Source organism: Candidatus Defluviibacterium haderslevense, from assembly GCA_016712225.1.
Lineage (GTDB): Bacteria > Bacteroidota > Bacteroidia > Chitinophagales > Saprospiraceae > Vicinibacter > Vicinibacter haderslevensis.
The window spans coordinates 497,252-521,459 of sequence record JADJRL010000003.1; the positions used below are offsets into that span (position 1 = coordinate 497,252).

17 protein-coding genes are annotated in these 24,208 nt (G+C 32.1%); 12 read left to right on the top strand and 5 right to left on the bottom strand.

Annotation, left to right across the window (positions count from 1 at the left end; all coding sequences use genetic code 11):
• Window positions 1-66: 66 nt before the first annotated feature.
• On the top strand, window positions 67-1,125 hold the full coding sequence (locus tag IPK88_02295) for an adenylate/guanylate cyclase domain-containing protein (GenBank protein MBK8242229.1): 1,059 nt from the start codon (window positions 67-69) through the stop codon (window positions 1,123-1,125).
• Window positions 1,126-1,267: 142 nt separating this feature from the next.
• On the opposite strand, the gene IPK88_02300 is transcribed toward IPK88_02295, so the two are convergent.
• The 4 genes from IPK88_02300 to IPK88_02315 are packed head-to-tail and all read right to left on the bottom strand — an operon-like array spanning window position 1,268 to window position 6,142.
• Complete coding sequence (locus tag IPK88_02300; GenBank protein ID MBK8242230.1) at window positions 1,268-1,948, bottom strand: hypothetical protein; 681 nt, start codon at window positions 1,946-1,948, stop codon at window positions 1,268-1,270.
• Between the two features lie 58 nt (window positions 1,949-2,006).
• On the bottom strand, window positions 2,007-3,281 hold the full coding sequence (locus IPK88_02305; protein MBK8242231.1) for a PQQ-binding-like beta-propeller repeat protein: 1,275 nt from the start codon (window positions 3,279-3,281) through the stop codon (window positions 2,007-2,009).
• A gap of 58 nt (window positions 3,282-3,339) precedes the next feature.
• On the bottom strand, window positions 3,340-4,950 hold the full coding sequence (locus IPK88_02310; GenBank protein ID MBK8242232.1) for a hypothetical protein: 1,611 nt from the start codon (window positions 4,948-4,950) through the stop codon (window positions 3,340-3,342).
• Between the two features lie 28 nt (window positions 4,951-4,978).
• The gene (locus tag IPK88_02315) at window positions 4,979-6,142 is read right to left on the bottom strand and encodes a T9SS type A sorting domain-containing protein (GenBank protein ID MBK8242233.1); all 1,164 of its coding nucleotides are present in this window, start codon (window positions 6,140-6,142) and stop codon (window positions 4,979-4,981) included.
• Between the two features lie 214 nt (window positions 6,143-6,356).
• Here IPK88_02315 and IPK88_02320 point away from each other — a divergent pair, with 214 nt between their 5' ends.
• The 10 genes from IPK88_02320 to IPK88_02365 all read left to right on the top strand — a co-directional run bounded on the left by IPK88_02320 (window position 6,357) and on the right by IPK88_02365 (window position 20,066).
• The gene (locus IPK88_02320; GenBank protein MBK8242234.1) at window positions 6,357-7,355 is read left to right on the top strand and encodes a hypothetical protein; all 999 of its coding nucleotides are present in this window, start codon (window positions 6,357-6,359) and stop codon (window positions 7,353-7,355) included.
• A 784-nt stretch (window positions 7,356-8,139) separates the two neighbouring features.
• Complete coding sequence (locus IPK88_02325) at window positions 8,140-8,352, top strand: hypothetical protein (GenBank protein MBK8242235.1); 213 nt, start codon at window positions 8,140-8,142, stop codon at window positions 8,350-8,352.
• A 546-nt stretch (window positions 8,353-8,898) separates the two neighbouring features.
• On the top strand, window positions 8,899-9,684 hold the full coding sequence (locus tag IPK88_02330) for a hypothetical protein (GenBank protein ID MBK8242236.1): 786 nt from the start codon (window positions 8,899-8,901) through the stop codon (window positions 9,682-9,684).
• Between the two features lie 211 nt (window positions 9,685-9,895).
• A complete protein-coding gene (locus IPK88_02335) occupies window positions 9,896-10,513 on the top strand; it encodes a hypothetical protein (GenBank protein MBK8242237.1) in 618 nt (205 codons plus the stop codon).
• Window positions 10,514-11,827: 1,314 nt separating this feature from the next.
• Window positions 11,828-14,215, top strand: a complete 2,388-nt coding sequence (locus tag IPK88_02340) for a DEAD/DEAH box helicase family protein (protein ID MBK8242238.1) — start codon at window positions 11,828-11,830, stop codon at window positions 14,213-14,215.
• A gap of 9 nt (window positions 14,216-14,224) precedes the next feature.
• Window positions 14,225-15,805 carry an N-6 DNA methylase gene (locus IPK88_02345; protein ID MBK8242239.1) on the top strand — a complete coding sequence of 527 codons (1,581 nt, stop codon included), beginning with the start codon at window positions 14,225-14,227 and terminating at the stop codon, window positions 15,803-15,805.
• A gap of 1 nt (window position 15,806) precedes the next feature.
• Window positions 15,807-16,940 (top strand): restriction endonuclease subunit S, encoded by a 1,134-nt coding sequence (locus IPK88_02350; protein ID MBK8242240.1) that lies wholly within the window; start codon window positions 15,807-15,809, stop codon window positions 16,938-16,940.
• Between the two features lie 125 nt (window positions 16,941-17,065).
• Window positions 17,066-17,896: a hypothetical protein gene (locus tag IPK88_02355; GenBank protein ID MBK8242241.1), complete on the top strand. Its 831-nt coding sequence runs from the start codon at window positions 17,066-17,068 to the stop codon at window positions 17,894-17,896.
• Window positions 17,896-19,020, top strand: a complete 1,125-nt coding sequence (locus tag IPK88_02360; GenBank protein ID MBK8242242.1) for a hypothetical protein — start codon at window positions 17,896-17,898, stop codon at window positions 19,018-19,020. The genes IPK88_02355 and IPK88_02360 overlap by 1 nt, the downstream gene beginning before the upstream one ends.
• 2 nt (window positions 19,021-19,022) lie before the next feature.
• The gene (locus IPK88_02365; protein MBK8242243.1) at window positions 19,023-20,066 is read left to right on the top strand and encodes a nucleoid-associated protein; all 1,044 of its coding nucleotides are present in this window, start codon (window positions 19,023-19,025) and stop codon (window positions 20,064-20,066) included.
• A 474-nt stretch (window positions 20,067-20,540) separates the two neighbouring features.
• Here IPK88_02365 and IPK88_02370 read toward each other — a convergent pair whose 3' ends face one another.
• Entirely contained in the window at window positions 20,541-23,579 is a 3,039-nt protein-coding gene (locus IPK88_02370) for a gliding motility-associated C-terminal domain-containing protein (protein ID MBK8242244.1), read from the bottom strand.
• A 194-nt stretch (window positions 23,580-23,773) separates the two neighbouring features.
• Here IPK88_02370 and IPK88_02375 point away from each other — a divergent pair, with 194 nt between their 5' ends.
• Window positions 23,774-24,085 (top strand): hypothetical protein, encoded by a 312-nt coding sequence (locus IPK88_02375; GenBank protein MBK8242245.1) that lies wholly within the window; start codon window positions 23,774-23,776, stop codon window positions 24,083-24,085.
• The last annotated feature ends 123 nt before the right edge of the window (window positions 24,086-24,208 follow it).

Consider the following 24,208-nt stretch of genomic DNA (forward strand, 5'->3'; position numbering starts at 1 on the left):
TCCGCACTTTTAGCTGAAAGTAAATTTACTTTTGAGAATCCAACATTATGGATTCTATTTCGATTAATGCCTTCATTAATTATTGCTATAGCTTATATTTTTTTTAGAATATACAAGTTTAATCATGAGATACTGTTTTTAATTATTGCTTATAGTTTGTTTATCGATTATGCCTATTGGCCGGATTGTAACAATCAACAAATATTTTTATATGGTCAGATAACACTTCTGATCCCGGTTGCATTTGTGACCTTATTGCGGCCTTATTTTTATTTGATTAACATCTGCATCCAATTGTTAACCGGTGTTGTCATGTATCAATTTCTGTGCAATCACACACTGTTTGCATTTTTAAAATTGAAAGAATTTGTTCCCATTTTAATTGGATCCATTACGGCCTATTCTGTAGCGGTGTTTAGATATTATCTGATTAAGAAGAATTTTGTTTTTAGTTTGTTATTAAAAGAAGCGCTCGACTTAGTCAAAAGTGAAAGAGATAAATCGGATCGCTTATTGGAAAATATTTTACCTATAGAAGTTGCCGATGAACTTAAAAAAAATGGAATGGCCAAAGCCCGATATTATGAAAATGCTACTGTGATGTTTACAGATTTCAAACATTTTACCAATATTAGTGAACAACTTACACCGGATCAGCTCGTTGATGAACTGAACTTTTGTTTTACTGCTTTTGACCATATCATTGAACAATATGGATTAGAGAAAATCAAAACCATAGGTGATTCTTATATGTGCGCTGGAGGATTGCCCAAACCAAATGACACTCATGTTCTGGATGTCGTTAGTGCGGCAAAGGCCATAATATCTTTTATGAAAGAACATAACCTTAAGAGATCACAACAAAACAAACACCAATTTGAAATTAGAATTGGTATCAATACCGGTCATCTGGTAGCCGGCATCATTGGTATCAATAAATTTGCCTATGATATTTGGGGCGACACAGTTAATATTGCCTCAAGAATGGAAAGCAGTGGCGAGGAAGGCAGAATCAATATTTCCGGTTCCACTTATGACCAATTGAAAGGCAAAATTCCATGTGAATATCGTGGCAAGATTAAAGCTAAAAACAAGGGTAAAATTGATATGTATTTTGTATCATAGCATTAGTAACTAATCAATCACAATATTGTTAAAAGGCCATCTATAAATTTATGTATTATCAGAGTAGTCATTGCCCCATCGATGAAAACAAAAGCATCATTACAAAATAATTTCTCCTTTAATAATTGTAATATAATGGCATTTATTTCTTAATCAAATAAGATATACCTAACTTATAAAAATGTGCATTTGATCGATACGACAATACGTCATCAATAAAAACAGAAGATGGCGCAATAGAAAATCCTAACTCTAAGCTAAGCCCAATTCCATGATAATAAACACTAGCCCCCAAAGTATTGACCCAGATTGTTGAAAAATTTCTTTTGGAATTGAATTTACTTAAATCATCCAATGATCCTGAGGCATCGAGACCTGTTCCTTCGATTAGATGATTTAATACATCCTGTTTGAGTTGGATCCCACTATTAACAAAACAATGAACATATTTATTTTTAAATCTTATCTCTGGAGCAAAGATCATAGATACCCCGATATTCTCAAGACTTCCGTAAACAAAAGAATATTCATTTGAATTACTACTAAGTTTGTTTGTTACGTGAAAATTATTTATGTAATGATTGAATGCTATTTCAGATTTGAAATATACATATTTATGCAATTGACTAGCATTTCCAAAATAAAATGATTTACTTTGATTAGTATTAGAAATTGTATCATCCCATTTATTTTGATACAATTTCCACTTGAGATCAGTTATATTTTTACTAATTGAAAAATTAATTATAGCTTGTTGTCCATGCAAATTTTCAGAGAAAATGGCAATACAAAATAATAATAAATAAATAATAGTTCTCATCATATTAAAAATTTAATTTGTAATATATAACGATAATAAATTTGTTACAATATATAAATTACTATTTCGGTAATTTTATACACATGTGAAATACTCTATCATTGGCATAAATGTAATCTGTTACTGGATCGATGGCTATTCCAGATAGTCCAAATGAAACATTACTGTATTTAGGATAATTACTGGAGAAATAAGTCCATTCTACTTTACCCGTAGAAACTCGAAGCCCTCGCAAAACACCCAAACCATCTTGTCCTGTTTCATAAAATATTCGCCCTTTGTTATAAATCATATTGGATTGAGACGCTCCTGCTTTAGAATTTTCCCAAACTATTATTCCAGAACTTTCATCTAAAGCGTACAACTTATCTGATTCTCCTTTTATAATATATTTTCCTTCAGCGAGTACTGCATTTGTGCGAAAGAATCCTTCTCCTGGAAAATATCTATTCCATATCTGATGTCCGTCTATACAACTAAAACAAAATGCTTCATTACTTCCTTGAAAATAAAAGCGATCCTCCTTCACTAAGATTGGAAATACACTCGTATTTCTCGTTCGAGTAAAAGAGTCAATTTTCCATTCATATTTTTTTTGAGTCATATTATAAGCATACATATCGATTCGACGATTTCGATTGATAAAATCATACTGTCTATTCTGAAATATCATCACTGTATCACCATTAGGCTTTAGCCAAAAAGCTAAAGATTCGAATCCGGCAACAAAAGTTCCCTGATCCTCAATGGTTAAGATTTTATCCATTTGATCGGTGAGAATATTCCATCGCAACCAAGTATTAGCATACTCTTGCTTTGATGCTCCAATTTTTTCTACTGGAATAAACACATATTCTCCTAGTCCACCAATTCTTGGTAATCCTTCATAGCCTAAATCCCTTAAATTAAATGTTTTAAACAGCGTATTCTGTTTAAGGTCAAAAACATATATTTTATACCAATCGGTTATGACAGTATAATTTTTATATTGGTATATTCCAGCAGAAATCCCATCAGTATTTTCCGGATCTATAGCTTGATTTATGATTTCTCCCGTATTTTTATTAAAAAAGACAAAGGGTTCACCTAAGTTTCTGGTACCATTTGTAAATAGGATAGTATTCTCATATAGTACGGGTAAAATGGAAACGCAACTATTATTAATAGTATCTGCATTGTATTGCCATACAATATTTGAATCTTTAGTGGGTGGTTTTATTACCACCGTATCGCAAGGTTTAATCTCACAAGGATCTATAGGCATGTGCTCATCACATGAACTAAATAATGTTGTAACTAAATTGATTATTAATAAAAAAGGAAATAATGTTTTCATAAGTTATTGTTTAAAATGGAGAGGAAACTCATACTGTTTCCTCTCCATAATTATATTATTATCTTGCAATCGTTCTGAAAAATGGATCAGTACCCCCATCATATAATTTGGTCAATCCTCCTTTCAATGCTTCATTATTCCTTGCCTGCATATGAGATGTATTGAACATTTTTTGTGGGCTGAATGTAGCCCCTGGCAGATTCGAAGCAGACTCTGAAAGCACAACGCCGTCAGAATCTTTTTCTAAACGATCGAATGTTACTTCACTAACTACCTGACAAAGCATTAAACCATTTTTACCAAATTTTTTTGATAAACATTTTGATGGATCACTTATTTCAACTTTAGAATATTCAGAAGGATTTTCACATTCGCAATAATATTTAATATTTTTTTGGAACTCTAGTGCACCAATAATGAGTTTATATTTATCGTCCATAGCTTCGAAGAATTTTATTCCTTCTAAATATCCTTGCCATAACGTCTTTGCAGCATCTCTCTTGCTTCTGATCTCCTTACAAGGTAGGGTATTGTATTTTATCCAAGTATAGCATTGTTGAGATTTATACAAATGATCTAAGGCATTATATCTATTAGACCATTCTTCATATTTAGATCTGAATTTATCATAATTCTTCTGATATAGATCAATTAAGGTATTGTCATCATTCGCCTCAAAATACTCATAGGCTTGACTGGATTCTAAGAAATATTTTACAGTCCTAAGCATTAAATGCTCTTTTGGTTCTATACCAAAATAGGCAACTTTTGGAAATTTCTCAAGGTTCTGATTCCCATCAAGACAATCATTCATTTGTTTCAAAAGTTTTGCACCCACTTCATAATCTTTAGTAATATTAGGGGTTTCTGCATTGGTTACAAATGGAACAATATTATCTTTAAAAGAATTACATACTAATGAAACACCCGTTTCTGCATATTTAACAAATTTTGATCCTGGTATCTTAATTGGAATAAAACCAAATAATTTAAATTTCAAATCAACATCATTAACATATTCTGCAGTAGGACCAAGCAACAATGATTTACACATTTCGCCCCCTAAATCGGCAAATAAAGCTTTATTATTCAATAGCACAGCTCCTTGATGTGGACTACAAAAGGTTACAAGTCCGCCATAACCCATATTATTAGGGGCTTTATTACCCAAACAAAGTTCTAGATGCATAAGTCCTCTACTTACTATTCCGCCTTGACTATGTGCTATTAAGAAATCTTTGGTAGGGTCTTCTCCCAAGCCAATTTTTATTCCTCGTTCTTTTTCAATAATTTCTCCCAATTGTTGTGAAGCCTCAAGCAGTGAAGCAGATTGGGTATAGGTAAAGTTGGTTTGTGATTTTAATTTTCTGGCTGGAAATCCACCAGCAACATTGTGTTGTGATGCAGTAGCTGCCCTTGACCATGATCCAATATCCCCATTTAGGCCATGTACCCAAAATACGGTTCGTTCTTTATCAGTTGATGGTTTTCCCGATGGATTATTTACTGATCCTGGATTAAACGATTGGCTTGATCTGCTTCCAACAGAAATACCTTGGCCGAAACCACCTCCTAAATTAGAAGAACCACCCCCGGGTAATTGGGCAAATGAATTCATAGATGTTAAATATAGCATTGTAAATATAAAAACAGATGATAACTTTTTCATGATTTTTATTGTTTTTTTATTAAAAAAATTAAATTTTCGAAAATGCACTGTAATAAGTTTGTTTTGGATTAACCACTACAATTCTGTAAACTCCAGGAGCTAATGTTGAAATATTAATTGCCTCAGTTTTACCAAAATGGCCTGAAGCCATTTCTTTTCCATCCAAATTAAAAATGGTATATTGGTTCTTTTCCGATGGTTCTGATTCTTGAATCACAATATTTAAAATGTCATAAGTAGGATTCGGAAACACTTCTAACATCTGATCATTTAAGAGTGATTGTTCTTCAAAAGTTTGTTTTAATTGATAAGCTGATTGATGTGCAAACTTGTCTATTTCACTTGATAATTTGCTTTGAACTTCATGAACTACAACAGGTATATCATTTATTACATAATTATCATATTGACTTCTTACCGTTTTTTCCAACAAACCTCCATTCAATAAAGTCGAATATGTTTTCTCTATTGTGTACATCTTTATTGCTTTATTGACATCAACAATTGCAAATTTTTCAAGAGTAGAAGTCGTCATTTTATCATTGACAAAAGCTTCAGTAAGTATAGTTTGGGCTAATATATCAATGGTTATTTTTGAAGCATGGTCTTTAATTATAAAACTATGATCATTCTGAATGATCACCATTTGACCAGATACATTAATGTTTCTAATATCCTCTGGAGTCAGGTTGACTAAGGGTTGAATATATCCAAAATTTAATAATTCGTCATTGTTACCATCAAATGTGGGAAAAGGAGTCTCTTCATTATTGGCAGAATAATAATAAGCTTCGCCACTTTCATTAAATAAAGTAGTACCGTGTTCATCACTCACCGTTTTTGCTGGAACCCGATAACCATGTTCAATATGAGGATTTGTTGGCTCATATGAATTGGTAAACATAATTTTTCCGGAACTACTTATTTGAATTTCGGAATGTGTAACTTGACTTTCAGAATGAGTATTCACAATATCAAAAGGATGCATGCCTTCTATATTGACCTCATTGGATACTGCGTAACTAGTTATTGAAGTTTGCTCATACCTCAACTTTCTGATCACTGGATCATTGGTAATTCGTGTGTTCTTATAAGTATAAGAACAAGCGATAATAATGATCACCATAAGCAAGGCACAATGCAATAATAGTTGATCATACTTTTGAAAAAATTTAAATAGTGTGTTATTCATAAAATAAATTTTAAATGATTAATAATTAAATATCGAAGCAAAAGTATTGTCGATGTTGAAACAATAAATGGACATTTTTTCAAGTAATACATAATTAATTGTTTAATATGTCAAAAAAATAAATCTCAAAATTCAATTAGGCATAGTTTTTGTCATATTAACTTAACACTATATAAGTCTTAATTTTATTTGTTAACTCAATAGAACACCCTTTATGAGTAATCAATCGATTAAGGTGCAATTTCATGAAGTCATACTCAATAAAATAGTATGCAAAAAAAATTGGGCTGATGAATTATCAAAGGTCCTGCATGTTAGCACCGATACCATTTACAAAAAAGCCAGAATGGATTCATTCTATTCCCTAGATGAAGTAATCATTCTTATGAAACATTTTGGAATATCACTCGATGAAATGGTTTTTGATCGATCAGATCATGTACATTTTAAAATGCCTCAATTAACTCGACCTGTCAAAAACATTGAGGAATATTTAGGACAACTTGCCAATACATTTCAAATGGTACAGCAAGCAAAAAATGTAAAATTGTATTATGCTACACGCGAATTACCTATTTTCTATTATTTTTTAAATGATACATTAGCTGCCTTTAAACTTTTTGTTTTTGGCCGTACAGTTTGGAATATATCCAGAATGGCTGATGCTTGCTATTCTAAGGATCTCTTCGATCCAGAAGTATTTCAACTCACTAAAAACATTTGGAATCATTATGCCCAATATAATTCTGAAGAGTACTGGAACAACAATGTAATGGATAATACAATTCAGCAATTATTATACTACTTTGATTGTGGAGTCATTACAACATGTGACGCCATTTCCATTATTGAAGCTTTAAAAGAGGTGACTTCCAGATGTAAAAAGATGGCCATCACTAATTCTAAAAACTTACTTTACAATCAAAACAATTACAAACTATACGACAACAAAATTATGCATACTAGCAATCATGTCAGAGTCTCATCAGATGATTTCAATGTACTCTATCTCACTTATGATAGCCCCAATTTTATTATTTCGGAAAACTCAGCTTTATTGCATTATACAGATCAATGGTATAATTCGATTCAAGAAAACTCCTACTATTTAGGTAAAGGCTCAGGACATCATACATTAGATTTCTTTAACTCTATTATTGAGAAAATCACTGCAGTTGAAAAACGTATTCTCAACTATTCTACACTCATGTAGAATATGAAATAACCAAATATTCATTTAAGAATTCCTATTTTTATTCAAGAAGATATGTCATTCGTGTGTTAATTAACAAATTATATAAAGTTGAAAGATCTAAATAATATCGTTTACTTAAATGGGAAAAATTTGACTATTACAAAAGAACCCTTTTGGACAAATATTATTTCCTTGTAAATTTATTAAACTCAGATCATCTAGTTTACTAGTGATCTTAATTAGACTGCTTTGGCGTCCCATAATAAAAAAATTAAAGTGTTAAAAAAATATTCGCAAACATTTTTGGCTAGCATCAAAAATATTTTGCTTTCATTACTAAAACGAATAATGATATCCAATTATGTTAGTATTTGACGTTCCAGACGTTCTAATACAAACTATTCGTTCTAATACAATTGAGTCGGTTTTGGACATTTAGATTTATTCCCGTTCTACAACAAATCACAAAAAATATTTTATAAATGTAATGAGGCTAAATAGTTTCTTGGCACCTCGACCGTACCTCGAGGGTAGAGCGACCGTAGATACTTGCTTGTGAGTTGTACTTAATTATTTCTAAAAATTGTCTTTTTTAAGCAACTCATGCTTACAATTTAATTTCAAAATATGTTAAAATCAATTTCTTGCATTTTTTTTTAATTGATACATTAAATAATTTAGCTTTTTAAACGTTTATATAAATTGAGAACATATTTTATGGCTTTGCTACCCTTTAAGCCATCCTAAAAACAACATTAGACACATTTATATTCATATATCTTTAAAATGACACTAAACATGAATGCCAAATATTATGAAAAAAATTTCAAGGATAGTAGTATACCCGAAAGATCTATCGGAACTCACCGGCAGAGGCCTGCGCTATTGCCAACGGATCATCTCCAATGCCCGAAGCCAATTCAACAAGTCCAAATACGAACCCATCACAAAACGCGAAATTGCTGAATTTCTTAAACTACCCAAGGAGGATTTGGAACATTGGAATTTGGATTGAAATGAAAATTAGTTTGTTGAATTCAGGATAATTCATTCCAATAGACTAATTTTGGGTGAATCGGCAAGTATGATTTTATTACTAATTTACTATGGATGGCCTATACTCGCTTAATAACAGAAATTAAATTGCCATCCGCACTTTTAAACAAATATTTATTTTGCCTGTTTTCCATTTTATTCAAATAAATTTGGATATATTTGTCTTGCAGTGTTATGGATTAAGAAAAGCTATATTTTTCTTTTGCTTTGGAATAGTGATTTATTATAATTAAAAAATATAAAGGCTCACTAAGACTATTTAATTTGCTGAAAATGAAATCATTAAATTCAATAACATATAAATCATATTTACGAAATTCTGCGATGGAGTTTCGTAAACACAAAGTTAGCGGCGAGTTATATAAAATCCAAAGAGTAAATCAGAACGTACTAAAAATTAGTTAAAATTTAAAAAGCAAAATTAGTATATTATGAAAAATAATAATGCGGTTGAAATCTCGATGCTAAAATTGCAACCGTTACAAATTCAACTTTAAATAGATACATGACTATTGACCAATTATTAGATTTTCTTATCAATAAAAGACTTCCTTTAATTCGTCTAGATTTATTCGAAGACAAATTAGAAGGTACAAAACTTGAACATTTAGTTCTTAATAATCAAAGTGAAAATCTGAGAAATAAGTTATTTTCAAATTTTGAAAATTGGTTTTCCAATATAAACATTAATCCAAACAGTAGAAATAATTATAGTGATGAAAGAAAATTATTTCAAAAAACAAATTATGCAAGTTGCTGGTATTGTAGTACACACGAGTCCGTTGCTATGTGGAATCTATTTTCACATCCAAATAGTGTTTCTGTTCGAATAAATTATCACACTTTAATTAAAGCATTACAATCCAGTGAAATTCAACTTTCTTATCCATCTAAAAAACCTTTAAAAATTGGAAATGTCAAGTACACTATCTTTCGTAATGCTGAAAGTGAAGAACAGTTAAATAAAGTTGACTTCGTTCAAGGTTTTATTAAAGACGAAAGCTTTCAGCATGAAAATGAATTTCGTATATTATTGGAAATTGAAAACATACAAGAAAGAAATTCAATTGGGGAAGAACATTTACTTAAAGAAAATTTGATTAATTGGGATAAGGATCATGACTTAAAAGTGATTCATTTTGAGTTTAGTAAAATGAAAGAAATCCCTTTTGAAATTGTATTTCATCCGCGATCAAATTCATGGCACCGAAATAATATTATGTATTTACTAAAAAACAGTAATCTAAATATTACTACTTCAGAATCTATTCTAAGTGATATTTTAAATTAGCAATTAGAAAACCCGCCGATAACATGACATAGACTCTACACCTCCAGGTATCTTAAATCATACTCTTTTAATTTCTTACTGGAATTAAAAAATATTTTTTACTTTTGGCTACAATTGTTTGGCGGTGCAGCGTATATGCCAAATCCGTTGGTTACAATTGGATTATTTTTATACAAATGAAATTATTTAATTGGAATAAAATTTATTTTCTATGCCAAATCAAATATCCACATCAAATACTTCAGCAAAAGGCATTATATTAATAATTTTAGGTATTCTAATATTTGCCTGGGCAAAATCCTATTCTCCCCATATAGATTTTGGTGAAATGATCATAAATTTTGACAGTTACTTTATTAAAGAAACATTCAATACAATAATATTTATAATATGTGTATTACTAGTATATCACGGCCTAAAAACCCTTTTGAAGAAGGGTATTACTAATTCTCCTCTTGAAGCAAGAGGGGATGTAATTAATCAAAAAAAATATGAAATTGATCAAAAACAAAAAATTGCATTGACAGCTTCAACCAAGAATAAATTTACCAAGCAAGATTTAAGAAACTATGGATTTGGTTGGATAAAAAATGATTGGGATAGAATGATTGCAATAGAAGATAAGGATCTACAACTTTTAGGTCAAGGTATTTTAAAAAATGATAGTAATAGAATATACGCAATCAAAGATAAGGATTTACAACTTTTAGGCCTTGGTATTTTAAAAAATGATAGTAATAGAATATACGCAATCAAAGATAAGGATTTACAACTTTTAGGCCTTGGTATTTTAAAAAATGATAGCAATAGAATAGGCGCCATTATATAGAGACAAACATTAAGCAAAATGAAATCCGTATAAGATATTTTAATCACTATTTACTCAATCAGTCAATAATAGTGTGCAAGCTCAATTATTAATATTTGTGAGCTAAGTTGCGCGAAGGCCCAGAAAGGAAAATGAGCACTTGCACGCCAACATTTTTAGGCGTAATACTATAAAGAATGACAATATGCTAGGCAACATAACATTTATAGGAGGAATTCACCATACAGACTACATTTCAAACGGATAACTAATTAACCAACATTCATTGCCGACTTTAAGAATTTTTATTTTCCCCACCGCACATTTTTTTTAGTTCAATTTATGTCAACCCACAAACGGCACATTGGCGGTTGCCCCAATCGCACAAGTCAACCTCTCAGGCAAAAGTATAAGAGCTGTTTCTACCAACGCACTGACTGCATAATCTGAACCATATTGACTAACCAAATCCGGCGTAAAGTAACCTACTTATTCGGAGCAAAGTAATCCAATATAATTTTGATAAAAGAAGGGATTTAAATTTCACGGATAGTAGTATACCCCAAAGATCTATCGGCACTCACCGGATGAGGCCTCCGCCATTGCCATCAGATCATCTCCAATGCCTGCCGCCAATTCAAAAAATCCAATTACGAACCCATCACCAAAAGCAAAATCGTTGAATTTCTTAAACTAACCAAGGAGGATTTGGATCATTGGAATTTGGATTAAATTGGAATTTAGAGGCTTGAATTTAAATTAATCTATTCTACTTGACTGATTTTCAATCCAATAGATTAATATAGTACCAATCCATAATTTATTTAGATAACAATATTTGCTTTGATAGAGAAGATAAATTACTTTCTAATTCTGGATTTAAAATATTATTCTACAAGATTTCCCATTCTTTCAGATAAGTTTGGATATATTTGTCACACAAAAATTTACCTAAAAGGTGGATTATTATTTTAAGTAGAGTGTGTAATCTATTTTTATTAAACAATAACAATTAATCATTAAGACCATTTAAATTAAAATGAAATTTTTAAAGACAATAAATGCAAAACATATTCACAAAACTCCTATTGGATTTTCATATAAAAGAATATTAGTTGTATTTGCATCCTTATAAATTGACATTGTAGTGCTTTGAAAAAATAGTTTTGAATTTACATAAGACAACAACTAACAACGCATTGAACGACTTGGCAACCGCAAAAAAATCAATAATTAAAAGGGACCACCCACAAAAAAATAATTTGAATTTCTATGGCCACCACACAAAACAGACTTTATAAAAATTCGTATCTTGGAATCCTATCTTTGTGATTAATGATTGAGCCGACAGTAAATGTAAATGATTATGAAAGTGAAGCCGACACATGCCGAAAAGATGTGTTGCCTAAAATCTATGCCAGCCAGTGGACAGACCAGCAAATCATAGAACAGCGGACTTTTACAGACGGAAAAATTATTGTATTCAGAAGAAAAGCAAAAAGAAAAAAAGCGAAACGCTTTGACTATTTGCTTCGCTACTCTCAAAACTATCCGCTTGCAATTGTTGAAGCCAAAGTAAAATACAAAGAAGCGGCTGACGGAATCCAACAAGCAAAAGAGTATGCAACAATCTTAGGTTTAAAATTCGCTTACAGCACAAACGGCACTGACATTTTAGAATTTGATTTTCTCACAGGACTTGAAAATGAAATTAAAAAGTTTCCAACTCCTACAGAGTTGTGGAATAGATTAAATTCAGTTGAGCCAGTAAAAGCAGAAATACAAGAAACATTTTTAAAACCATTCTTTGCCATTGCAGGCAAAGAAATTCGCTACTACCAACGTATTGCTATCAACACTTCTATAAAAGCTATTTTAGAAGGAAAGAAAAGAGTATTGCTAACTTTAGCAACAGGCACAGGAAAAACAACCGTTGCGTTTCAAATCATTTACAAACTTTGGCAGAACCGTTGGAATGTAAAAGGCGAACACCGCAGACCAAAAATTTTATTCATTGCCGATAGAAGCATTTTAGTTACAGATCCACATGCAAAAGATTTTTCAGTGTTTGGCGATGCAAGATGTTTAGTTCCCGATGAAGGTTTACCAAGCAGCAGAGAAGTTTATTTTTCTACTTACCAATCTTTGGCGGAAGACGAAAACAGGACAGGAGCATTCAGGAAATTGCCAAGAGATTTTTTTGACTTGATTGTTATTGACGAGTGCCATCGTGGAAGTTCATCTGATGAAAGTAATTGGAGAGTAATTTTAGAATACTTCAACACTTCTGTTCAGTTAGGTTTAACCGCAACTCCGTTGCGTGACGACAACAAAGACACTTATTTATATTTTGGAAATCCGCTTTACACTTACAGTTTAAAGCAAGGAATTGAAGACGGTTTTTTAGCTCCTTACATTGTTCACAGAATAGTTCCCGAACCTGATGCAGTTGGTTTCAGACCACAGGAAGGACAGTTGGATGCTAACGGAGAATTGATACCCGATGAAATTTATTCAACACCAGATTTTGAAAACACTCTTTCACATTTGCCGAGAACAAAAGCAGTTGCAAAACATCTTTCTGATTTCATGGCGAAGAACGGAAGGTTTGATAAGACGATTGTGTTTTGTGTTAATCAAGAACATGCAGACCAATTTCGCAGAGAATTCAGCAACTTAAATTCTGATTTAGTAATTCAATATCCTGATTATGCGGTGCGAATTGTTTCTGATGAAAAAGAAATTGGCAAAGGACATTTAGGAAAGTTCATGGACATTGACGAACCAATTCCAGTTGTGGTTACTACTTCACGATTGATGAGCACAGGTGTAGATGTGCCTACATGTAAGAACATTGTTTTGTTCCGATTGGTAAATTTAATGACAGAGTTCAAACAAATTATTGGCAGAGGAACAAGAGTGAGAGAAGACAAAGAGAAATTATTTTTTACCATACTTGATTACACAGGAACAGCAACAAGAAATTTTGCAGACCCTGACTTTGATGGTGAACCGCCATTGATAACAGAAGAAGAAATTGACAGCAGTGGAATAACAATCCCAGGAACTGAAACCATCATCAGCGTCCCACCACTGCCAGACGATGAAATAATTTCAGACCCACCACCACCGACAGGCGAAGGGGGAACACGAAAAAAATATTACATCACAGAAGGAACGGTAAACATTGCCGCCGAGAGTGTGCAAATACATGGAGCAGACGGAAAATTAAGAACCGTTCAGTTTACTCAATATGCCAAAGAACAAATTGCAATTTTGTTTCCTTCTGCAAACGAGTTGAGAAGCAAATGGAGCAAAGCCGAAGAACGCCAACTCATTATTGATGAATTGGAGAATAGTGGAATTTCTATTGACGAGCTGATGGACATTACAAATCAAAGCGAAGCCGACCCTTTTGACTTACTTTGCTATGTGGCTTATGATTTGAAACCGAAAACAAGAAAACAAAGAGCAGACCTATTACAAAAAAACAAACCCGATTTCTTTTTGCTTTACAGCCAAAAAGCACAACAGGTTTTGAAAATGATTTTAGAAAAGTATGTTGACTTTGGTTTGAATCAAATAAGACCCGACATTATTTCAGCAGAACCGATAAGACGAGAAGGAAACGAAATAGAAATTGTAAATGCTTTTGGCGGCATTGACAAATACAAGCAAGCGATTGAACAATTACAGACATTGCTTTATGCAGAGGCAGCATAGAAAATTAAAATGGCAAAAAAGAAAACAGAAAAAATAGTAAAGCAAGAAACACCTGCACAACGGTTGTCTGGAATTATCAAATCATGCCGCAACACCATGCGTAAAGACAAAGGCATGAACGGTGACGGAGACCGTTTGCCCATGCTCACATGGATTATGTTTCTAAAATTTTTGGACGACAACGAAAGTTTGCAAGAGACACAAGCAGCTTTGAAAAATAAAAAATACAAAGCCGCTATTGCAGAACCGTATCGTTGGAGAGATTGGGCAAAGGATAAAAATTTAACAGGCGATGATTTACTTTCATTCATCAACAACGAGAAAGTAAAATTGGCTGATGGAAAAGAACGAACAGGTTTGCTTTATTATTTACGAGGGCTACAAAGCGAAATGGGAACAGAACGCAAAGATGTAATTGCAACAGTTTTCAAAGGAGTTACAAACCGAATGATAAACGGTTATTTGCTTCGTGATGTAGTGAACAAGATTGATGAAATACATTTTACCAACAACGAAGAAACTAACACACTCTCCCATTTGTATGAAAGCATTTTGAAAGAAATGAGGGATGCAAGCGGAGACGCAGGAGAATTTTATACGCCACGACCAGTTGTAAAATTTATGGTGGAAATGCTTGACCCACAAATTGGCGAAACAGTTCTTGACCCTGCAAGCGGAACAGGAGGTTTTTTAGTCTCTGCATTTGAACATTTAAAGAAGCAAGCAAAGACAGTTGAGCAACAAGAAATTTTGCAAAGCAAATCAATCATTGGAGGCGAAGCAAAACCACTTCCCTACTTGCTTTGCCAAATGAATTTGTTGTTGCATGGTTTGAACTATCCGAACATTGACAGCGGAAACAGTTTGCGAAAACCGCTTCGTGATATTGGCGACAGCGAACGGGTAGAGATTATTTTAACTAATCCACCTTTCGGTGGCGAAGAAGAAAAAGGAATATTAAATAATTTTCCTGATGATAAAAAGACAGCAGAAACCGCTTTGCTTTTTCTGCAACTCATCATGCGAAAACTGAAAAAGAAAAAACCAAATCAAGAAGGTGGAAGAGCAGCAATTGTAGTTCCTCACGGAACTTTGTTTACCCCAGGAATTGCAGCAAGAGTAAAGAAACAGTTGATTGATGAATTTAACTTGCATACAGTAGTGCGTTTAGGCGAAGGCATATTTGCACCTTATACAGACATTGCTTGCAACCTTTTATTTTTTGAAGCAGGTGAAACCACAAAGGAAATATGGTATTATGAAATATTCCCACCAGAGGACAGAAAAAAATACAGCAAGACAAGACCGATACAGTTTGAAGAATTTGACGAAATAAAAAAATGGTGGAGCAAAAGAAAGGCAAATGATAACGCATGGAAAGTTAAAGTCAAAGACATTTTGCTTACTGATGATGAAGGAAAATTGCTGAATGTAAATCTTGATATAAAAAATCCGAATAAGAAAAGTGAATTTGAATATCGTGAGCCAACAGAGTTGATGAGTTCAATAATGGAGAAAGAAAAAAAGGTAATGCAGTTGATGAAAGAAATTGAAAATAGAATTCAAGTATCAGTAAACAATGAAGCATAGTTTGACCAAAATAAAATTAGGTGAAGTAATAACTCATCGGAGCGAATTCATCAGCATTGATGACTTTCAGCGATACAAACTTTGTCGTGTTCAAACCAAAGCATTAGGAGTTGTTTTGAGAGAAGAAAAAGAAGGTTTAGAAATAAAGACAAAAGAACAACAGGTTTGCAAAAGCGGTGATTTGATATTTGCTGAAATGGATGCAAGGTTTGGCGGTTATGGAATTATTCCCGAAGAATTAAACAACTCAATTGTAAGCAGTCATTATTTTCTCTATGATGTGAATGACACAATGATTGAAAGAAAATATTTGGAGTATTGTATGAAGCAACATTGGTTTCTTTCGCAAGTTGAAGCAAAAGGCACAACGAACTATGCAGCAATAAGACCTTACCATGTTTTGAATTATGAAATCCCACTCCCATCATTGCCCGAACAGCAACGCATAATTTCAAAAATTGAAAGTGTAAAACAACGCATTGAGCAAATAGAAAAATTAAGAGCAGAACAAACCAAAGACATCAAGAATTTGCTTTATAGCAAATACATCGACTTGATTGAAGTTGCTGAATGGTTGCCAATGAAAGAAGTTGCACCAATCATTAGACGAGAAGTAAAATTAAATGACGAAGCACTTTACCCCGAATTAGGAATTAGATGTTTCGGTAAAGGAACATTTCACAAACCAGCATTGACAGGTTTAGAAGTTGCAACCAAAAAAATATTTCAAATCAAACAAGATGATTTAGTTTTTAGTAATGTGTTTGCATGGGAAGGTGGAATTGCAGTAGCCAAAGAAGAAGACAATGACCGTTACGGTTCACACCGTTTTATTTCTTGTGTGGCAGATAAAGAAAGGGCATTGGAAGAATTCTTATGTTTTCATTTTCTTTCTCCAAAAGGTTTGGAAGATATAAACGCTTGCAGTCCAGGAGGAGCAGGAAGAAACAAAACTTTGGGCTTGGATAAACTGATGAAAATAAAAGTACCGATTCCTGATATTACTTTACAAAAGGAATTTGTAGAACTGTTGCATAAAGTAAATGCACTCAAAGAACAACATACTGAAACCGAAAAAGAATTGATTGAATTGATGCCCGCCTTGTTGGACAAGGCGTTTATAGGGGGATTGTAAATTTTAAAAAAATAAAGATGGGAGAATGGTCAAAATAAATTGGTGACTACGGAGAGAATGTTGTAAAAACATTTTTTTCTGTGATTGGCTGGAATAGCTTGGCGACAGGTGTAACTCTGACATGTATGAACACTGACAAACACTTAAACGATAAAGGAAATCCTAAAGAAACTCACGGCATTGATTTTCTTTACTCATACATGAATCCTCTTGTTTCAGGGCAGCTAAATAATGTATTGATTTCTTCTAAATATAAAACAGAAAAATATCCTAACAGCCCAACAAAATTGTTTAAGGATTTTATGGAAGATTTAATAACCACCATTGAGTGTTATAATTTTTCAGAAATTAAGAACAACACTTCTTCAGCATATCAATTTTCATCTATGAATGATGTTGGTGTTTTATTTTGGTTAAACAATAATGCAGACAGCAATGATGATTTGATAAGCATTGTTGCCTCTTCAAGGGTTTTAGACACTCAATGTAATAATGCCATTTTCATTATGGACAATAAACGAGTTGTTTTTATTCTTGAAATAATGAAGTTTGTGAAAACGAAGAGTGAAAAGTTTGATTACTTTTTTTATTACCCAAACACAGGGCAAAACATCAATCCAGTAAATAGAGAAAATGTAGGAAAATCACTTCCAGTTGAATATCTAAATTCTACAATCCTTCCTATTCGACTTGTTAATAAAGATAATCCTAAAGAAATATGTTTATTGCTTGCCACATTAGACAATTTTGAAGAAGAAGATTTACTTAGACTAATTGGGTTAGCGAAAGACATTACAACAGAATTAGTAGGTCAAATAATAATTGCTTTTCCTGATTATGACGACCTAGTCCATAGTCAAATAGTTGCTCTAACTAAACAAAAATTCCAGGCAAATGAATTTACCAAGAGTGTATCTGTAATAAATTTTCTTAACCCCATAAGTACATTTGCGTAATGAACACAGAACATAAAGACATACAAAGGATACTTCCATACGGAGAGCAGCTAAGAGGTTTTGCTAATCAAAAATATATTACATCTTCTGAACTCAATAGAATATTGCGCGAAAGAGGAATTTTCTCACTAAGTTCTGATAAGGATTATACAGTTCCATTACTTCAAACATTGCTGTTATCACCTAAGGAATTTGATAAAGTAAGAGATTCATTTTCAACAAGAGAGGATAATAAAAAGGCGACTTCAAGTGATATTACTTGGGAAAATAATACTCAATTATTAGTTCCTGATATATTAAGCGTTGATGTTAATGATTTTATTAAACAAAAACTGCCAACTTGCCACTTGGAAAAGCCGATTCGTTTTGTTCCAGTTGACAATAACCTAAACCATTTGAAAGCAGATATTTCCTTGAAAAGAAATGATATAAACAAATCATGGTATGAGCAGACAAATATTTTTGACTCAACTATTGAACTCATTAATGATAATAACGGGAAAGGAAGAATTATCATTTCATATACAGCAGCTGAAACTAAGGAGCTTGCAGAATATGTAGTAAAAAAACAAGTAGAAGAATATAAAAAGAGAGGCGTTATTGCACTTAAGGAAGAACTGAGAAAAATAATTTTTAAAGATTTCAGCAATGAGGAAAGATTTGTTTTTTTCTTCCGCTTGACCAACCATTTAAAGAGTGACTATTTTAACTGTCAGAACATAAAAGATGTATCAATAAAACCAGAAGACGAAGTCTTGCCGGATGAAATAAAATGGATGGAAGAACTAAACAAGATTTTGCTTTCTGGAAAATCACTGGATAAAAAGGATTTTATAAAGGACAACAAGTTTCATAAACATTTAATTTTATGGAGTATTGATTCTTCTTTTTCTTATAATTTCAAGGGTGAGAAAGGGTTGTTTGCTGTAAATTTTGGTTTCCCAGATTATACTTCAAAAGGCGAAAATTCAGAATTTGAATTGCACATTTCCACATTATCACCATCAAAGTCAATTGATGCAAGAACAAGGAATCTTCTCAAATCACAATTGCTTTCAGAAATAGATAAACAGAAATCAATTGTCTATAACAACTTCTTAGAATATAAGCAAAAAAATAAATGAATATGACTTTTAATTTTATAGAAGCTGTTATTGAAAATTCCTTTGTCCATAGGGTGGGAAATAAAATTGCAGATGAACAATATTTTATTTCAAAGAAAAGTATTGTCTTTGATGAAAGTCTAAAAACATTACTTAGTCATTACTTTCTATCTTCCTTTAAATCCGAAGAATTGTATCACTTTCATCATGATGCCAATCTTTCTTTAAATGAGGCTCACACATTTGTTAAAGATATTTTTGGTAATCCAAAGTCTTTGCATGAACAATCTGTAAACCTTGCTAAGCATTTATATAATCAAAGTATTCATCCTAAAATTAAAGGCGGAGAGTTTTATATTGTTTATTTTAAATGCTGCATTTTAAATGGCAAAACCCTTGATGCTGTTGGCTTATTCAAATCAGAAAACAAAGAGACTTTTTTAGAGGTTGAGCAAGTAATGGATGGTTTTGATATAGAAAGCCGACAAGGTATCAACATCAATAAATTAGACAAAGGTTGCTTGATTTTTAATACTGAAAAAGAAAGCGGATATGTTATATCTATTGTTGACAATACTAATAAGGGAAATGAAGCCCAATATTGGAAAGATGAATTCCTAGGAGTCCGTCCAATTGCAAATGAATTCCATCAGACAAATCAATTTTTAGGCATCGCAAAAAATTTTGTAACCCTACATCTTTCAGAAGAATTTGACGTGAGTAAGGCAGACAAGATTGATTTATTAAATCGTTCTGTTGACTATTTCAAGACACATGAAAGTTTTGATAAAAAAGAATTTGAGAAAGATGTTTTTCAAGATTCAGGAATTATAAAATCATTCCAAAATTTTGATTCAAATTACAGAGAGGAAAATGATATTGAACTTTCAGACAGCTTTGACATTTCACAGCAAGCAGTAAAAAAGCAAGCAAGAGTTTTCAAAAGTGTTTTAAAATTGGACAAGAATTTTCACATCTATATTCATGGCAACCGAGAATTGATTGAACAGGGGGTTGAGAACGACGGAAGAAAATTTTATAAAATCTATTATATAGACGAAAGTTAAACGAAATGAAATAAGCTCTCACAAAAAATAATATACTATTAAATAAGGCATAAGCCAATATTGAAGCTAAGTATTTAAAAAGAGTATTTTTTCTCCCAGTGTCGAAGGATTAGATTTGTTTTTTTTCACATTTCGGTTTTTTAATTATCTTTTCTTTATTCTGCAATTTTCATACTAGCCTGATCGTTTGTATCATCCAAGTGGGATTAAAGATTGTGGGGCGACTATTCCAGTCTGCATCAATGAAATAATAAACTTTCTGAATATTGTCCTGGATAAGTAGATTTAGATGCTACACTTAGTTATGGTTAATATAGCCAGGAGATGCTTAAATATTTGTCTCCTTGAGGTCACATGTATGCGATTGATGTGGATCCTTTTGAATTACACCGCACTAAATTAACATAGGGAAGGTGAATTTGGAAATTTAACAAATAATCATTGTAGAATTTAGAACAAGTAAATTAGTCTTTTTTATTTTAATAGACTTACCTCCCCAGTTATCTGAAATTCTTTACCTGTTACGTCTTTAAATCTTATCAAATAAATAAATACACTTGGATTAACTTTTCTGCCATATGCTGTACCATCCCAAGCTCCAATAAGTGAATTTGGAATTCCTCCTTTACTTTCAAAAACTCTATTGCCCCATCGATCATAGATTTGAAGCAAGTCAACTTGAGCAATACTATTATCAGAGATTAAATTAAAATAGTCATTGATATTATCTCCATTTGGCGAGAAAACATTAGGAACATTGAATACTTGAGAAGCTACTATAACTATTAAATATTTATGGAAGCAACCAATTTCATCCTGTCCTTCGTAATTATACTTAGATACACCGGCCAATGCGATTGTGTGTGCTTTTTTGCATGTATCACACTCGATTCTTCCTGGTCCAGTCCATGAATGAATTGCATATTTATTATTGTTGTTAAAATTTGTCGATAATTGGATTGGATCTCCAACATTAACAAAAAGACTATCTACACCATAGTCTTGGATGTAAGAATCATCAAAGTTGATTTTTACATTCTGAACAAATTTACATCCATTGGAATCTATAATTTGCAATTTATAATCTCCATTTTTTAGGCCACTAATTTGATTTTGAGTCAAACCAACTTCCTTTTCATTCAAAAAATACTGTTTTGCATGAGCTCCACTAATTTGTTGGATTAATATCCTTCCCTTCAGTGAATCATAACATGAACCATCCACTGTTTTTAGATCAAAACAAAAACATGCTGGTTCCGGAATTACGACTTTGTGCTTTGTAATACACCCTCCCGCATCTATAAGTTGAAGCTCGTATGAGTTAGAAATCAGATTTGATATATCCTTCGTTGTATCTTGAGTATTCCAATAATATAAATAAGGTTCTTTGCCTCCTTGAATACTAAGTTTTATTGAAGCGTTCTTATCCCCAATGCATTTATTTTGATTAATTGAATCAACAAATGTAATCTCTGGTTCAATTACAAGATGAATTAGAATCATAGAATCACATAAATTAGTAGATTTTTCAGTATAAATATAATTTCCAGATTCAGTAAAAGTTCTGTTTCCAAGATTAAGCAATTGTCCAAAACATATGCTTGTATCAATTTTGGTTGTTTTAGTACTGCGAATATTTAAATCCAGATTTATTATACTATCACAATTATGCACACTTTTCAGAAGGACTAAATATTGACCAGCACTTGAGAATCTTTGACTTCCAATTTGATAGAATGCCCCCTCACAAATTGTATCTCTAATTGTTCCAGAATAAATATTATTTGTTTTCAAATTTAATACAATGTTACTATCACAATTGGAGCTATTTGTAGTTTTTAAATGATACTGCCCACTTAAGTAGTACTTTGTATTTAATACTTCTACATAGTTGCCATCACAAATAGAACTATCTATAATCACTGATCTATGTGAATTTACTTTAAGATCCAAGATAACCACACTATCACATGTGAATCTATTCTGAAATGTATCTCTATAGATTCCTGAAGTTGTGTAATTGGCATTGCCAACCTTGAAAAATGTTCCTTCGCAGATTTGAGTATCTATTTTAATAATATTCTTAGGATGATCAATAATACTAATTTGTACCATACTATCACAATTATTGACATTCGTATAAACCTCTTCATAAAGCCCAGCTTGACTGTAAGATTTAACACCAATTCGCAAAGAGTCTCCGCTGCATTTGTTAAATAATAATTTAGTAGTATCTCTAGAATTATATTCAATTTCAAGTTGAATAATACTGTCACAGCTCGAAATACTTGAGAAATTGTAAGAATAAATTCCTGGCTTTTTTAATATCTTCCCATAAAAGTCAATTGAATCACCCATGCAAATATTTAACTTTCTAGATTCTATGAAATTTGAATTTACAACAAGTTGAATATCCAAAATGCTATCACATCCTTGTTTAGTTAAAAGGGTATCAAAGTATATTCCTGTTGTATTGTATTTTTTTCCAGCAACAAAAACTGAATCACCATTGCAAATTTCTTTTTTTATTGTTGTGAGTAATTGCTGTTCTTCATACAGAAATGGTTTGCTAAATTGGCAATTGTTATTATAACTTATTCTCAATACATATAAACCTTTATTTCCTTTGGGGATTCTCAAATTAACTTGTGTTTCTTTTAAAATAGCAATGCCATTTTTATACCATTGGTACTTTACGGGATAATTTGACAAATTATTTGGATTCAACTGAACTGTATCTAGACAAGGATTTCCAGTGATGTTAATATCCAAAAACTCAAACTTTACAGACTCCTCTAGAACAAAATCATCAAGCCAGTAATAATGGAAACTATCTGCTTCTGCGCACGATGGACCAATGGCAATTGCTGTGACATCAAATGATGACTTAAATCTAATTTTTACTCTTTTCCATTCATTTTTGCCAGAAATTGTAGCAGTGCTCAATTCTAACCAATTGGGATTTTGTAAAGGGCAATTTGTATTTATAAGTGAATTGCCAAACGGAAGATCAAAACAGTTCTTAGTTGCAAAAATCCCGATATTAAACTTTGGACTTGAAGGATATCTTAGACCATCTGCAAACCCTAGCCAAAAATTTAAAACATATTCCTTTCCTGCTTTTATTGGACTATTTAAACAAGCTCCAATATATTCTTTATAAATAAAAGTATCATTTAAATCATTAATTAGCTTTTGGTCAATTATTCCAACATAACCTCTTCCTGCTGGTAGCGGTTGTGGGGGATATATAAGATTTTGAGGAGAATTTTTAAATCCACATAAATTATAGTAATCAGGAGTAGCCGTTGAGGCCTGAATCCAATCAATACAGCGGTCCATTTGACTAACATTAGTTGGACACATTGAAAATTTTTCAAAAGAGGGATTAGGGATTAATGAATTAATATTAAAAATTGAATCCACTAGACCATTGCATATGCAATCAGCATCTTGGATATCTATCAGTCCATCGCCATCATCGTCAATAGCATTATCGCATATCTCTACCAAGTACCCTTGAGCTATGTTAATTTCGTATGTAAAAATACAGCTAATCCAAAAAAGTGTAGAAATAGTTCTGATGCAATTTATTTTAATATTTCAAATTTACATTAATTGATTTGAATTTCTTCCAAGAATGCTAAGATTTATTTTCTATTGATTTAAAATAATAATTTAATACAATATGTAAAAGGATTAATAAAATGGACAATATAAAAATATTTGAAAATAAAAAAGTACGCAGCAAATACGATCAGGAACAGGAAATGTGGTATTGCAGTAATGTAGATATTGTAGGCATTTTAACCGACCAGCCAACAGTGGATCGAGCCAGAAACTATTGGAAGGTGCTAAAAAGCAGGCTTTTGAAAGAAGGAAATGAAACGGTTACAAATTGTAACCAGTTGAAACTGCAAGCCGAAGATGGCAAAATGCGATTGACAGATGAAGGTAATGTAGAACAGATTTTTCGATTGGTTCAATCCATACCTTCTCAAAAGGCAGAACCCTTTTAACTATGGCTAATGGATAATGGATAATGGTTAATGGTTAATGGTTAAGGTTAACTACTTAATAGATAGAACACTGGTTTTCTGGCTTACAAACGCCTTTTCAGAAACCAAAAACACAAATTGATA